We start from the raw sequence: 14947 nt of genomic DNA, 5'->3' as shown, positions 1-14947 counted from the left end.
CCCGCGTCGCCGGACCCCCGGTGCCCGCGTCGCGCGCCCCCGGGGGCGGCTGGGGGCCGGGGCTGCCCGTCCGGCGGATCACGTCGCAGTGAACCAGCGGCGCCTGACCGGGCGGACAGGCCTCAGGACGTCTCCGTCTTCTGTGCCGCCTCGTTGATGGCCGCGAGGGACTTCCGGACCTGATTGCGGTCCGTCGTGTACCAGAAGTCGGGGAGCGACGCCTTCAGGTAGCTCCCGTAGCGGGCCGTGGCCAGCCTCTGGTCGAGTACGGCGACGACACCGCGGTCCCCCGACGCCCGTACCAGGCGGCCGGCGCCCTGGGCCATCAGCAGTGCCGCGTGCGTGGCGGCGACGGCCATGAAGCCGTTGCCCCCCGCGTCCTCGACCGCCTTCTGGCGGGCGCTCATCAGCGGGTCGTCGGGGCGGGGGAACGGAATCTTGTCCATCACGACCAGCTGGCAGCTCGGCCCCGGGACGTCCACGCCCTGCCAGAGGGAGAGGGTGCCGAAGAGGCACGTCTTCGGGTCGGCCGCGAAGTTCTTGATCAGCTCGCCCAGGGTCTCCTCGCCCTGGAGCAGGATGGGGAACTCCGGGATGCGCGAGCGCAGCTCCTCCGCCGCCAGCTGCGCGGCCCGCATCGACGAGAACAGACCGAGCGTGCGGCCGCCGGCGCACTGGATCAGCTCGGTGAGCTCCTCCAGCATGTCCTTCCGGTCGCCGTCGCGGGCGGGGCGCGACAGGTGCTTGGCGACGTAGAGGATGCCCTGCCTCGGGTAGTCGAACGGCGAACCGACGTCGACACCCTTCCACTGCGGCAGGTCGTCGCCCTCGGTCCCCTCGGGCGCCAGCCCCAGCGAGGCTCCCACGCCGTTGAAGTCCCCGCCGAGCTTGAGCGTCGCCGAGGTCAGCACGACCGAGCGGTCCGTGAAGAGCTTCTCCCGGAGCAGACCGGACACCGACATCGGGGCGACGCGCAGGGACGCTCCGCTGGGCCGGTACGCGGATCCGCCGCGGGGCTCGTGGCGCTCGTACCAGACGACGTCCCACTCCGAGCCGTTCGTGATGCGCTCCGCGACGTCGTGGACGGACTCGACGGAGGCGAGCGCCTGCTTGCGCACCGCGTCCTCGTCCTGGACCGACTTGTCGCGGGTCGTGCCGAGCGCCGAGATCACCGTACGGGCGGCGTCGCGCAGTGCCATCAGGGCGTACCCGAGGTCCTCGGGGATCTCCTCGAGCCGGCCGGGAAGCGCCAGCTCCATCAGCCGCTCGAAGCCCTCGGCGGCGGTCTGGAGCTGGTCGGCGGCCTTCTCGTTGACGAGCTTCGCGGCTCGGCGGACGGCCCGGTTGACCTGGCCGGGGGAGAGCTCGCCGGTCGCGACGCCGGTGACACGGGAGACAAGCTCGTGCGCCTCGTCGACGATGAGCACCTCGTGCTGCGGGAGGACCGGGGCGCCCTCGATGGCGTCGATCGCGAGCAGCGCGTGGTTGGTGACGACGACCTCGGCGAGTTTGGCGCGCTCCCGGGACATCTCGGCGAAGCACTCCGCCCCGTACGCGCACTTGGTGGCGCCCAGGCACTCCCGGGAGGACACGGACACCTGGGCCCAGGCGCGGTCGGAGACGCCGGGCGTGAGGTCGTCGCGGTCACCGGTCTCGGTCTCGTCGGACCAGTCGCGCAGCCGCAGCAGGTCCTGACCCAGCTTGCTGGTGGGCGCGGCGGCCTCGAACTGGTCGAAGAGGCCGTCCTCCTCGTCCTGCGGCATGCCCTCGTGCAAGCGGTGCAGGCACAAATAGTTCGACCGGCCCTTGAGCATCGCGAAGTCGGGGCGCCGCCGCAGCAGCGGGTGCAGCGCGTCGACGGTGCGCGGAAGGTCCCGCTCCACGAGCTGTCGCTGGAGGGCCAGGGTCGCCGTCGCCACGACGACACGCTCTCCCTGGGCGAGTGCGGGCACCAGGTATCCCAGGGATTTTCCGGTGCCGGTACCGGCCTGCACCAGCAGGTGGGAGCTGTCGTCGATGGCCTCCGCGACGGCTTCGGCCATGGTCACCTGACCGGGGCGCTCCGTGCCGCCGACGGCGGTGACGGCGGCGTGCAGGAGTTCGGGGAGTGAGGGCTTCGTCATAGCCCGACCACCCTACGGGGCCGCGCTGACAATCGGGCCGCCGAGACCGCCGGCAGGGACGTGATCACGCCGGCCCGGGCCATGAACGGCCAGGTGGCGGGGGTGTGCGGCACGTGACTCCTCGGAGTGGAACCGGATCGGCGTGAGCGGTGCGGCAGGAGTGACGGCGCTACAGCACCGCGCGCAGGGCCCGGTCGCGGACCATGAGGGCAGCACGCTTGTCCGGCAGGTCGACCTCGGCGGAGAACCGGAATCCGGCGTTGAGGAAGGCGGACACGGAGGGGATGTTGAGAAGGTCGGGTTCCGCGACGACGCGTGCGCACGCGGGCCGTCTGTCGAGTACGAGGTCGGCGACCGCCCTGAGCAGGAGGGAGCCGACGCCCCGTCCGCGGTCGGCGACCGGGCCGACGAGGAGGTGGAGGCCGGTGTCGTGCGGCCGTGCCGGGTAGTGGCGGGCCAGGAGGTCGAGGTCGGCACGGTAGATCTCCCAGTAGCTCGTCGGGGTGCCGTCCAGGACTCCGAGGCAGGGGACGCTGCGTCCGTCACCGTCGAGCTGCCCGCGCAGGTGCTTCTCGGTCACCGTCTCCGGGCCCGCCAGGTTCCAGAAGGCCGCGACGGCCGGGTCGTTCATCCACCGGGTGAGCAGGGGGAGGTCACGCTCGACGCGTACGGGGACGAGGTGCAGCACACCGGCCGAGGTCACCGTCGGCCCCCAGTCGCCCACCTGGTCGAGCAGGTCCCCGCCCGCCCGGCCGGGCGGGGAGAACGGGGCGGCCGGCTGCCCGGACGCCTGCGGCCAGTGGGGCGGCCGGGGCTCCTCGGCGAAGCGCGCGGTGAACTCGTCGGGCAGGCGCAGGTCGAGGGTGTCCTCACTGTCCGCGCTCCGGTCCGGGGCCGCACCGGGGCCGCTCGTGGGGCGGGTGTCGGTGCCGGGGCCGGGGACGGCATCGGTGCTCGCGTCGGCTGAGGGCACGGCGACGCTCCTCTCGAAGGGACTCGGACGGCTCGGAAGACCGATGCGCGGGCTGCGGCGCCGGTCCTCAGGCGTGCAGGGGGTTGGCGAGGGTGACGTAGACGGACTGGGTGTCGACGGGGCCGACGAGCTCGTCCAGTCCGTGCAGCCGGGTCAGCAGGTTGGCCTTGCAGCGCAGGACGGGCGAGTCGAGCAGGTGGCCGGGCAGTGAGCTGCGCAGCCGGGCGGGGCCGGTGGCCGCGTCGGAGAGGAAGCGCCTCAGGGCGGCGAGCAGCAGCGTCTCGTCGGCCAGACGTCCGGAGCCGAACGCGCCGATGAGACCGAGCACGTTGTTGACGCCGAGGTAGTAGGCGAAGCGTTCGTCGGTGACCTCGTCGGAGACGAAGGTGTCGCTCTGCTCACCGATGCCGGGCAGGTGTGCCTCGAGTTCGGCACGCCGGGAGGCGCGGAAGTAGTAGCCCTGGTTGTCGCGGTACCGGCCGCCGGCCGGCCAGCCGTCCGGGTCCAGCAGGAGCACGGTGTTCTGCTGGTGTGCCTCCAGCGCGATGCCGGCCTCGCCGTCCAGCCAGAGCACGGGGCGTACGACCTGCTCCAGGTAGCGCAGGAACCACTCGGCCGCGACGGCGCCACGCGGCCGGCCGGTCCTCGCGGCGAGGCGGGTGATGATCACCGCGAGCCGTGAGCGCATGGCCGGCGTGCCATGGGTGCCGTGAGTGCCGTCCGGCGCGTCGGGCCGGGGCGAGACGAGTCCCGCGAGGCAGGTGGCGTCGTCCGCCGGGGTGAACGGATTGTGGCGGATCATGACGTCGAGCCCGGCCACGGGCCTGCCGTCACGGTCGTCGACGGCGAGCCAGGCGGGGTCACGGACGACGTCGAAGCCCGGGTGGGCGGCCCGCCACCGCCGGCCGAGGCCCGTGCGCAGCAGCCGGTGGACCTCCACACCCCTCGCGAGCTCCTTGCGGAGGTTGTCCCGGCGGGAGTTGGTGATGCGCAGGCCCAGCGACAGTTTCAGCATCGCCGGGGCGCCGGAGCGGTAGAGGGTGCGCACGGAGGAGGTGGGGTGCCACGGGGAGCCGTGGGGGCCGAGGTCCTTGAGGAGCCCGGCGTCGAGCAGGGCCGTGACCTCGGGCCGGTGCCTCATCTGACGCAGCTGCCAGGGGTGCACGGGCAGGGCGGCGTGTCCGTCGGGCAGCGTCAGCGTGTCGCCGGCCAGCCGGGCGGTCAGCCGCTCGGCGGGGACGGCCCGCCCCCGCTCGGTCCACGCCGAGTCGCCCGCGAGGAGGGAGGGGGCGACGGCCATCCAGTGCAGCGGGAACGAGCCGCGCACCTCCGGCGAGTACAGCCTGGCCTCGGCGTCGGACAGCCCCTCCCGGCTCTTCGGGGTGGGGTGCAGCGGGTGGCCGAGCAGCAGGGACTGCTCGGCGGCGAGGAAGAGGTCGGCGCCGGGCTCGTCGGCCGGGCGCTTCCTTCGGTCGGCGACGAACACGGCCGTGCGCCGCACGGAGTCGGCCACCCGGCAGACGAGGTCGGCTTCGTCGGGGACGCGCCCGTACCCGGCCGGGGACCCGGTGCCGGAGCCGGCGGTGGTGCGGGCCGTGCCCCTCGGGGTCTCGCGGGTGAGCAGCGCGGCCAGGGTGACCGCGTCGAGCGGGGGTGCCGCCTCGGGGGCGCCGGACGGCCGAGGCGGGCCGAAGCGGTGCCAGCCCGTCGGGGACCAGTGGCGGACCGGCACCAGGAGGTCGGATCCGGTCGCCGGGAGGGGGATGCGGAGCGTGCCGTTCTCCGGTGCGGCGAGACCGTTCTCGCGTACCCAGCAGCGGAGCAGGTTCTCGACGCCTGCCGCTTGGGCCACCGCGTACGCGTGGGGGTGGTCCAACGGGTCCGGCGGGCCGGGCAGATCCGGTGGGGCGGGCGCCGGGATGCGCCGCGGTTCGGGCTCCCGGGGGCCCTGCGTGGATCCGGGGGCGGCCGGCACGACGTCGTTCGGCGTCGCCCGGGGCACCGGTTCGTGCGTGCGGGAGCGTACGTCGGGTGCGGCGATCGCGTCCAAGGAGCGTTCCTCTTGCAGTCGTTCGGCCGGCCGGTCGCAGGCGGCCGTACGGAATCGGTCGTTCGGGAGGGGTCGTACGGGCTGGGCGGGGCGGGGCGGGCACGGGAGCGTCCGCCGGGCGCGCCGCGGACACCGTCGCCGGCTCGGTCGCGGGCGCAGTCGGCAGGCCACCCCCGTACGTACAACGACCCGGTCCGCGCGGGGAAGCGGGTGGATCGAAGATCCTTGCCGTGACGGAACCGTTGCCGTTCCGTCGGAAGTCCCCCACAGCGACCGCATAGTCTGTGGTGCCGTTCAGTGATACCGGGTGAACAACTACCGGTCGGCGCCAGTTCCTTACGTCCAGGGGGAGTCACACCATGCGATCCATACGTCCGTCCTTCACCGGCCGCCGAGGGGGCGGGCCGCGTCGCAGAACCTCCCCCGTACTGGCGGCCGTCGGCCTCACGGCGGCGCTCGCGCTCACCGCGACCGCGTGCGACTCCGGGGACACCAAGGCGAGCGGCGAGTCGACGGCCTCCGCCCCGGGCGGCGACGGCAAGGTCACCATTCCGGACAGCGTCAAGGACAAGCTGAAGGAACACGGCTTCGACCTCGACAAGTGGAAGAACGGCGCCTGGAAGAACTGGGACAAGGACGACTGGCTCCGCGAGGCCGACGAGTACATCAACCCGATCATCAAGGGTCTGTGGGACCCGGACCGGATGCGCGACGCCGACGACCCGGACAAGGACAAGGGCGTCGACGAGAACGACCTCTCGGGTGACCAGGGCGTCACCGACCCGGCCCCGGTGGCCGTGGACGCGCAGGCCGTGAAGACCGCCTACCACGACTCCGCCCCCGAGGCGGGCAAGGTGTTCTTCGACTCGCCCGAGGGCACGATGGTCTGCTCGGCGACCGTGGTCGAGGACCCGGCGCACCCGGGCAAGTCCAACCTCGTGTGGACCGCGGGCCACTGCGTGCACGCCGGCAAGAAGGGCGGCTGGTACCGCAACATCGCCTTCGTGCCCGCGTACAACAACGAGGGCAGGACGACGGACCAGCTGCAGACCGCCACCAAGCCGCAGATCGCTCCGTACGGAGTCTGGTGGGGCGACTGGGCGCAGACCTCGGACCAGTGGATCGAGCAGGGCGGTTCGACGGGCGGCCAGGGAGCGTCGTACGACTTCGCCGTCATCCATGTGACGCCGGAGAAGGGCGGCAGCGGCAAGTCGCTGGAGGAGACGGTCGGTTCGGCTCTGCCGGTGAACTTCAACGCCCCGGCCGTGCCGAAGGTGGAGAGCATCACGGCGACCGGATACCCGGCGGCGGCTCCGTACGACGGCCAGAAGCTGTTCCAGTGCCAGGACAAGCCCGGGCGGCTCTCGATCGCCGAGTCGGATCCGACGATGTACCGGATCGGCTGCAGCATGACCGGTGGTTCGTCCGGCGGCGGCTGGGTGGCGAGGGGCTCGGACGGCAAGCCCGCGCTGGTCTCCAACACCTCGATCGGCCCGGTCACTTCGGGCTGGCTGGCCGGCCCGCACCTGGGCGACGTGGCCAAGGGCGTCTACGACTCGGTGAGCAAGAAGTTCGCCGCGCGGTGACGCACCGGCTCCGGCGCGTCCCGCCGCGGACGGCCGCCGGCGCCCCACCGAAACACCGGCACACCGGCACACCGGCACACCGCATCACGGACATTCCCACGGGGGTACAGCACCATGATTTCCTCACCACGGCGGCGCGCGCGTCTCGCCGCCGCCGGGCTCGTGGCGGCCCTGGCTCTCACCGCCACCGCCTGCGGATCCGACGACAAGAAGGACGACAAGGCCGACGCCGCCGCTTCCCGGGCGGCCAAGGACAAGGGTTCGGCCGACGGCAGGGTCGAGATTCCCGGCGACATAGCCGACCAGCTCAAGAAGCACGGCATCGACGTCGACGACTGGAAGAACGGCGCCTGGAAGAACTGGGACAAGGACAAGTGGCTCGGTGACGCCAAGGACTTCGTCAACCCGGTGATCGACGGGCTGTGGAAGCCCGAGCGGATGAAGTCCGCCAAGGACCCCGACAAGACGATCTCGGCGAAGGACGCCGCCGCCGACCAGGGCGTCAGCGACCCCGCGCCCGAGCCGGTCGACGCCAAGGCCGAGAAGACCCCGTACCACGAGAACGCCGCGCCGGTCGGGAAGGTCTTCTTCGACTCGCCCGAGGGCTCGATGGTGTGTTCCGGCACGGTCGTCACCGACCCCCGCCACCCGGGCAAGTCCAATCTCGTGTGGACCGCGGGCCACTGCGTGCACGCCGGCGGCAGCGGCGGCTGGTACCGCAACATCGCCTTCGTCCCGGCGTTCAACGACCTCGGCAAGTCCGAGTCGCAGCTGAGTGACGCCGCCTCGTCCGAGATCGCTCCGTACGGTCAGTGGTGGGCCGACTGGGCCTCGACCTCCAACGAGTGGATCGAGGGCGGCTCCGAGACGGGCGGCGCCGGTGCCGCGTACGACTACGCCATCCTCCACGTGAAGCCGGAGCGGGGCACCAAGTCGCTGGAGGAGACGGTCGGCGCCGCGCTCGACGTGGACTTCTCCACCCCGGAGGCCGCCAAGGCCGGGACGATGGGGGCCTGGGGCTACCCGGCCGCTCCGCCGTACAACGGGCTGATCATGTACAAGTGCCTCGACCGGCCGGGCCGCCTGTCGCTGAGCCCGAGCCTGCCGACGATGTACCGCATCGGCTGCACCATGACCGGCGGATCGTCCGGCGGCGGCTGGTTCCGCGTCGTGGACGGGAAGACCAGGCTGGTCTCGAACACGTCGATCGGCCCGACCGACAACACCTGGCTCGCGGGACCGCAGCTGGGCGCGGGCGCCGAGCAGCTCTACAACATGATGAGCAAGGAGTACGGCGGCAAGTAGCCGCCGTCGGACACGGCGAAGGGCCGCCTCTCGCACCGCTGGGTGCGGGAGGCGGCCCTTCGCCGTACGTCGGTCAGGCCAGGGCCGCCGGAACGTACGGCGCGAGATCCGCCGCCAGTTCCTCGTGCACCCGCACCTTGAGGTGGGTGCCCTCCGGGGTGTGCTCCTCGGAGATCACCTCGCCCTCGGTGTGCGCGCGGGCGACCAGCCTGCCCTGCGTGTACGGGACGAGCGCCTCGACCTCGACCGACGGCCGCGGAAGCTCCTGGTCGATGAGCGCGAGCAGCTCGTCGATGTTGAGCCCGGTCCGGGCCGACACCGCGATCGAGCGCTTCTCGATCCGCAGCAGCCGCTGGAGAACCAGGGGGTCCGCCGCGTCCGCCTTGTTGATCACCACGATCTCGGGCACGTCGGTCGCGCCGACCTCGCGGACGACCTCACGCACGGTGGCCAGCTGCTCCTCCGGCGCCGGGTGCGAACCGTCCACCACGTGCAGGATCAGATCGGCGTCGCCGACCTCCTCCATCGTGGAACGGAACGCCTCGACGAGGTCGTGCGGCAGGTGCCGTACGAAGCCGACCGTGTCCGCGAGCGTGTAGAGGCGCCCACTGGGCGTCTCGGCACGGCGCACGGTGGGGTCGAGGGTGGCGAACAGCTCGTTCTGCACCAGGACGCCCGCGCCGGTGAGGCGGTTGAGCAGCGAGGACTTGCCGGCGTTGGTGTATCCGGCGATGGCCACCGAAGGCACCTTGTTGCGACGCCGCTCCTGGCGCTTGATCGTGCGGCCCGTCTTCATGTCCGCGATCTCCCGGCGCATCTTCACCATCTTCTCGCGGATACGGCGCCGGTCCGTCTCGATCTTGGTCTCACCGGGACCACGGGTGGCGAGGCCGCCGCCCTTGCCGCCGCCCATCTGCCGGGACATCGACTGGCCCCAGCCGCGCAGCCTCGGCAGCATGTACTGCATCTGGGCCAGGGCGACCTGCGCCTTGCCCTCCCGGGACTTGGCGTGCTGGGCGAAGATGTCGAGGATCAGGGCGGTCCGGTCGATCACCTTGACCTTGACGACGTCTTCCAGGTGGATGAGCTGGCCGGGGCTCAGCTCACCGTCGCAGATGACGGTGTCGGCGCCGGTCTCCAGGACGATGTCCCGCAGCTCGACCGCCTTGCCCGAGCCGATGTACGTGGCCGCGTCGGGCTTGTCCCGGCGCTGGACGACGCCGTCGAGCACGAGCGCGCCCGCGGTCTCCGCGAGAGCGGCCAGCTCGGCGAGCGAGTTCTCCGCGTCGGTGGCCGAGCCCGTGGTCCACACGCCGACGAGCACCACGCGCTCCAGACGGAGCTGCCGGTACTCGACCTCGGTGACGTCCTCCAGCTCGGTGGAGAGGCCCGCCACGCGGCGCAGGGCCGCGCGCTCGGAGCGGTCGAACTGGTCGCCGTCCCGCTCTGTGTCGATCTCGTGGCTCCAGGCGACGTCCTCTTCCATCAGGGCATCGGCCCGAAGACCTTCGGGGTAGTTCTGCGCGAAGCTCTGCGCGTCCTGGGAAGGGGAAGAAGAGGAGGTCATTGGATCCTTACGTCGTGGGAACACCGATGCGGCGACGGACGTCGTCCGCGTGGGGGGGAAACACCCGTCACGGAGAAGAACGTCCGAGGCGTCCGGGAGATTCCCGGAGTCCACCGCGCGGGCCCCTGGGGGCCGCGCCGCCGACTCGAAGATGGTCGCACGGCACGGCCCGTCTCGTCACCCGGGTTATCGGCGCCCGCGCCGGCGCGCGCCGCACACGGCCCGCCCGCGGCCCGGGCGCGCCACGCGTCAGGGCGCGTCGCTCTTCCAGTCCGGGTGGCCCGGCATCGGCGGCGTCTTCCGCGCGTACAGCCAGTCCTGGAAGAATCCGCCCAGGTCCCGGCCGCTGATCCGCGACGCCAGGCGCTCGAAGTCGGCGCTCGACGCGACCCCGTCACGGCCCTGGCTCACCCAGGCCCGCTCCAGCCGCTCGAAGTCACGGTGGCCGATCTCCTGGCGCAGCGCGTACAGCACCAGGGCGGCTCCCCCGTAGACGCTGGGCCGGAAGATGCTGATCTTCTGGCCGGGTTCGGGCCGCTCGGGCGCTCCTGGCGGGCCTCCGGAGGCCCGCCAGGCGTCCGAGGCCGCATAGGCCTCCTTCATCCCGGCCTCCATGGGCCGGTGCGCCTTCTCCTCGGCGTACAGGACCTCGTACCAGGTCGCGTGCCCCTCGTTCAGCCACAGGTCGGACCAGGTGCGCGGGCTGACGCTGTCGCCGAACCACTGGTGCGACAGCTCGTGCACCATGATCGAGTCGACGTACCACTCGGGGTACGCGGGTTCGGTGAAGACGTCCTTCTCGAAGAGGGAGAGGGTCTGCGTCTCCAGTTCGAAGCCGGTCTGCGCCTCGGCCATGAGCAGCCCGTACGTCTCGAAGGGGTACGGGCCGACCTTGCTCTCCATCCAGGCGATCTGGCCGGGCGTCTTCGCGAGCCAGGGCTCGAGCAGTTTGCGGTCCTTGGCGGGCACCACGTCGCGCACGGGCAGGCCGTGCGGTCCGCGCCGGCGCAGCACGGTGGAGCGGCCGATGGAGACCTGGGCCAGTTCGGTGGCCATGGGGTGCTGCGTCCGGTAGGTCCAGGTGGTGTCCGGGCCGTCCCGGTGCGTGCCCCGGAGAAGGCCGTTGGCCACGACCGTGTACTCCTCGGGGGCGGTGACCCTGATGGTGAACGCGGCCTTGTCCGAGGGGTGGTCGTTGCCCGGGAAGACGCGGTGGGCGGCGTCCGCCTGGTTGGCCATGGCGAGACCGTCCGCGGTCCGCACCCAGCCCCCGTCCTCGTCGTCCGCGCCGACGGGGTCGCTGGTGTGCCGCACGGTGATCCGCAGCGCGCTGTCCCGCGGCAGCGGCTTCGCGGGGGTGATCACCAGGTCCTCGCCCGCGCCGGTGAACCGCGCGGGCGCGCCGTTGACCTCCACGGAGCCGACGGTGCCGTGTGCGAAGTCGAGGTTGACGCGGTCCAGCCGGGTCGTGGTGCGCGCGTCGATGGTGGTGACGGCCTTGAGCGGTTCGCTGTTCGTTCCGGGGTACGTGAAGTCGAGGTCGTACGCCGTGACGTCGTAGCCGGGATTGCCCAGCTCCGGGTAGAGGCGGTCGCCGATACCGAGCGGTACGTCCGGTGACGGGACGCCCGCCGCGATCAGACCGGTGGAGAGGACGGAGGCGAGCAGCGCCGCCCTGACGCGTCGGCGGGGAGGCACGGCCGCGCGGCGGCGTGTGCGGTGGTGGGGGGAGAGCAGCATGGACCACCGCTACCAGCGGGCGCCCGCGCGGTGACGGCGACGCGCACCGGGCCCACCCGAACGGATCACCCCGCCCGGCGCGCCGTTCCGGCGTGTCCCGCGGGGTCCGCCGGGTCCGCGGGGGCTTGCCGGCGGGCGTCCGGCCCCCGGGGCGGGCTACTGCGCGCCCGCCGCCTGGTGCTGGGCCCGGTTGACGTCGTAGACGCCCGGGACGTTGCGCATGGCGCGCATGAGTGCGGGCAGGTGCGCCGCGTCGGGGAGGTGCAGCGTGTACGTGTGCCGTACGCGCTGCTGGCTGGGGGGTTCCACGGTCGCCGAGACGATGGCGACGCCCTCCAGGGCGATGGCCTCGGTGAGATCGGCGAGCAGATGGGGCCGGCCGAACGATTCGGCGACCAGGGTGACGCGGCACTCCGTGGTGTCGCCCCAGCGCACTCCGACCTCCGCGCGCCCCCCGCTCCTCATGTGCTTCACCGCGGCGCACCCGACGCGGTGGACGGTCACCACTCCCCCGCGGACGGCGAAACCGGTCACCTCGTCGGGCGGTACCGGTGTGCAGCAGCCCGCGAGCCGCACGCTCGCCCCGGGACGGTCGACGACGGCGTTCGCGGAGGCGGGCCGTGCGGCGGGGCCGTCGGCGGACGGGCGGGGCGGCGCGCTGGGAGCCTCCTCGTCGGGTGCCTCGGCGCGGGCCGGGTGGGCGGCGAGCCACCGCTGGATGGCGATGCGCGCGACAGGTGTGTGCGCGTGCTCCAGCCACTCCCTGGAGGGCTCGGACGCGGGGTCCTGGCCCATGAGCAGTTCGACGGTGTCCCCGTCCTTCAGGACCGTACTGAGCGTCGCCAGGCGGCCGTTGACGCGCGCGCCGATGCAGGCGTGCGCGTCCTCGCCGTAGTGCGCGTACGCCGCGTCGACACAGCTGGCGCCCTCGGGGAGCCCCAGCGCGCCCCCGTCGGCACGGAAGACGGTGATCTCGCGGTCCTGGGCGAGGTCTTCGCGCAGCGTGGACCAGAAGGTGTCGGGGTCGGGGGCCGCCTCCTGCCAGTCGAGGAGCCGGGAGAGCCAGCCGGGACGGGTGGGGTCGACCCGCTCGCCGTCCCCGGCCGCGCGGTCGGCGCCGTCGCCCTGCTCCTCCGGGGGAGGCGCGTACGGGTTGCCGAGCGCGACCACGCCGGCCTCGGCGACCTTGTGCATCTGGTGGGTACGGATGAGGACTTCGGCGATCTCGCCGTTCTTCCGGGCGACGGCGGTGTGCAGCGACTGGTACAGGTTGAACTTGGGGACGGCGATGAAGTCCTTGAACTCGGAGACCACCGGTGTGAGACAGGTGTGCAGTTCACCGAGCACCCCGTAGCAGTCGGCGTCCTCGTTGACGAGCACGAGGATGCGCCCGAAGTCCGCCCCGCGGAGCCGGCCGCGCTTGCGCGCCACGCGGTGCACGGAGACGAAGTGCCGGGGCCGGATGAGGACTTCGGCCGGCAGGTCCGCCTCGCGCAGTACGGTGCGGACCTCCTCGGCCGTCTCCGTGAGCGGGTCGTCGGCGCGCGAGGCGTTCTCGGCGATCAGTCCCCGGGTGTGCTCGTACTCCTCGGGGTGCAGGATGGCGAAGACCAGGTCCTCCAGCTCCGTCTTGAGGGCCTGCACACCGAGCCGTTCGGCGAGCGGGATCAGCACGTCCCTGGTGACCTTGGCGATGCGGGCCTGTTTCTCGGGGCGCATGACTCCGAGCGTCCGCATGTTGTGCAGCCGGTCGGCGAGTTTGATCGACATCACGCGTACGTCGTTGCCGGTGGCGACGAGCATCTTGCGGAACGTCTCGGGTTCGGCGGCGGCGCCGTAGTCGACCTTCTCCAGCTTGGTGACGCCGTCGACGAGATAGCAGACCTCGTCGCCGAACTCGTCCCTGACCTGGTCCAGCGTCACGTCCGTGTCCTCGACGGTGTCGTGAAGCAGGGACGCGGTCAAGGTCGTGGTCTCGGCACCGAGTTCGGCGAGGATGAGGGTCACGGCGAGCGGATGCGTGATGTAGGGCTCGCCGCTCTTGCGCATCTGGCCGCGGTGGGACGACTCCGCGAGTACGTAGGCCCGGCGCAGCGCGTCGAGTTCGGCGTCGGGGTAGTGGGCGCGGTGGGCCTCGGCGACGTGGCCGATGGCGTCGGGCAGCCGGTCGCGGGTTGTGGGCCCGAGCAGTGCGGCCCGGCCCAGCCTGCGCAGATCGATCCGGGGGCGGCTCTTCCTGCGGTGCGGTCCCGACGGCACTGGGCCTGGCGTCGCGGGATTCGCGGCATCCGCACTCATGGGCACCTCCGGCTGCGTAGACCGGCGGACGGGGCGTCCCAGGGCGGACACGGCTCAGGGGATGACGGTGATCCCCCGTCCGGGCCGGTGCTTGATGCTACCGAGCCCACCACGCGCGCCTGACCGCCTCTCGTCGAGCGTGAAACGGATCACCCATTCGAGGGATGGCGCATCGGCTCACGCTTCGGCCTTCCGTGCTACGGGCAGAGCCTGCGTCCGCCCTCCCGTGCCACCTCGCGCCGGGTGTGCCCCGGGTCACCGGCTCGCGGCCGCGAGCCACTCCGCGTCGATCACGCCCTCCGCGACGATCACGGCGGGGCCCGTCATCTCGATCCCGCCGTCCGGGTGCTCGGTGATCACCAGGCGTCCGCCGGGCACGTCGACGGTGTACGTGGCCGGTGTCCCGGTCACGGCGGGGTCGGCCCCGTCCCGGCGGGCCGCGGCGACGGCCACGGCGCACGCGCCCGTGCCGCACGAACGGGTCTCGCCCGAGCCGCGTTCATGGACACGCAGGGCGACGTGCCGCGGGCCCCGGTCGACCACGAACTCGACGTTCACGCCGTCCGGGTAGGCCGAGGCCGGACTGACGGGCGGCGGGCCGTACAGGGTGCCCGCGTGCGCGAGGTCGTCCACGAAGGCGACGGCATGCGGGTTGCCCATGTTCACGTTGCGCGCGGGCCAGCTGCGCTCGCCGACGCTCACGGTGACGTCCCCCTCGGGGAGGGCCGCCCGGCCCATGCCTACGGTGACGTCGCCGTTCTTGGCGAGGTGCACCGTCTTCACTCCCCCGCGCGTGGCGACGGCGAGGTCGCCCTCGGCCACGTGCCCGGCGTGCAGCAGGTACCGGGCGAACACCCGCACCCCGTTGCCGCACATCTCGGCGATCGAGCCGTCGCCGTTGCGGTAGTCCATGAACCACTCCGCCTCGGCCGCCATCGCCCGGGCCTCGGGATGAGCGGCGGACCGCACGACGTGCAGCACGCCGTCCCCGCCGATCCCCGCCCGGCGGTCGCACAGGGCGGCGACGGCGGCGGCGGGCAGGTCGACGGCGTTCTCCGGGTCGGGGACGATCACGAAGTCGTTCTCGGTCCCGTGCCCCTTGAGGAAGGCGATCCGCGTGCTCATTCCTCGATCGTACGGGGTGGTCACGGGGTGCGGCCTCGCGGGCGGGTACGCCGGTTGCGGGCGGCCGGTGAGCGTCCCGGCCCCCGGGGGGTGCCTCTATGTCCTTCGTCAAGGCACCCCTGTCGGGTTTGGGGTGGTTCAGGGTTGCTGGGGTTATGCGGCGAGCTCGACATCCTTCGG

At 72.5% G+C, this 14947-nt stretch carries 9 protein-coding genes; 2 read left to right on the top strand and 7 right to left on the bottom strand.

Annotated elements, in window-relative coordinates:
- Positions 1-122: 122 nt before the first annotated feature.
- From ACFY93_RS25605 to ACFY93_RS25595, 3 genes are all read right to left on the bottom strand, one after another.
- Positions 123-2123 carry a helicase C-terminal domain-containing protein gene (locus tag ACFY93_RS25605; protein ID WP_391363200.1) on the bottom strand — a complete coding sequence of 667 codons (2001 nt, stop codon included), beginning with the start codon at positions 2121-2123 and terminating at the stop codon, positions 123-125.
- Positions 2124-2292: 169 nt separating this feature from the next.
- Positions 2293-3096, bottom strand: a complete 804-nt coding sequence (locus tag ACFY93_RS25600; RefSeq protein WP_391363198.1) for a GNAT family N-acetyltransferase — start codon at positions 3094-3096, stop codon at positions 2293-2295.
- A gap of 67 nt (positions 3097-3163) precedes the next feature.
- Positions 3164-5146 carry an IucA/IucC family protein gene (locus tag ACFY93_RS25595; RefSeq protein WP_391363197.1) on the bottom strand — a complete coding sequence of 661 codons (1983 nt, stop codon included), beginning with the start codon at positions 5144-5146 and terminating at the stop codon, positions 3164-3166.
- Positions 5147-5505: 359 nt separating this feature from the next.
- Here ACFY93_RS25595 and ACFY93_RS25590 point away from each other — a divergent pair, with 359 nt between their 5' ends.
- Both ACFY93_RS25590 and ACFY93_RS25585 read left to right on the top strand, forming a co-directional pair.
- Positions 5506-6732, top strand: coding sequence for a trypsin-like serine peptidase (locus ACFY93_RS25590; RefSeq protein WP_391363196.1), 1227 nt, complete (start codon positions 5506-5508; stop codon positions 6730-6732).
- Between the two features lie 114 nt (positions 6733-6846).
- Positions 6847-8037: a trypsin-like serine peptidase gene (locus ACFY93_RS25585; protein WP_391363194.1), complete on the top strand. Its 1191-nt coding sequence runs from the start codon at positions 6847-6849 to the stop codon at positions 8035-8037.
- Between the two features lie 73 nt (positions 8038-8110).
- Here ACFY93_RS25585 and hflX read toward each other — a convergent pair whose 3' ends face one another.
- The 4 genes from hflX to dapF all read right to left on the bottom strand — a co-directional run bounded on the left by hflX (position 8111) and on the right by dapF (position 14767).
- Positions 8111-9604: a GTPase HflX gene (gene hflX, locus ACFY93_RS25580; RefSeq protein ID WP_391363192.1), complete on the bottom strand. Its 1494-nt coding sequence runs from the start codon at positions 9602-9604 to the stop codon at positions 8111-8113.
- A gap of 249 nt (positions 9605-9853) precedes the next feature.
- The gene (locus tag ACFY93_RS25575) at positions 9854-11344 is read right to left on the bottom strand and encodes a M1 family aminopeptidase (protein ID WP_391363190.1); all 1491 of its coding nucleotides are present in this window, start codon (positions 11342-11344) and stop codon (positions 9854-9856) included.
- Positions 11345-11500: 156 nt separating this feature from the next.
- A complete protein-coding gene (locus tag ACFY93_RS25570) occupies positions 11501-13642 on the bottom strand; it encodes an HD domain-containing protein (protein ID WP_391363188.1) in 2142 nt (713 codons plus the stop codon).
- A 255-nt stretch (positions 13643-13897) separates the two neighbouring features.
- Positions 13898-14767, bottom strand: a complete 870-nt coding sequence (gene dapF, locus ACFY93_RS25565) for a diaminopimelate epimerase (protein WP_391363186.1) — start codon at positions 14765-14767, stop codon at positions 13898-13900.
- Between the last annotated feature and the right edge of the window lie 180 nt (positions 14768-14947).

The organism is Streptomyces sp. NPDC008313 (assembly GCF_042956125.1).
Taxonomy (GTDB): Bacteria; Actinomycetota; Actinomycetes; order Streptomycetales; family Streptomycetaceae; genus Streptomyces.
Note: the sequence above shows the minus strand (reverse complement) of the source record. Positions and strands in the feature narration are given on the sequence as shown.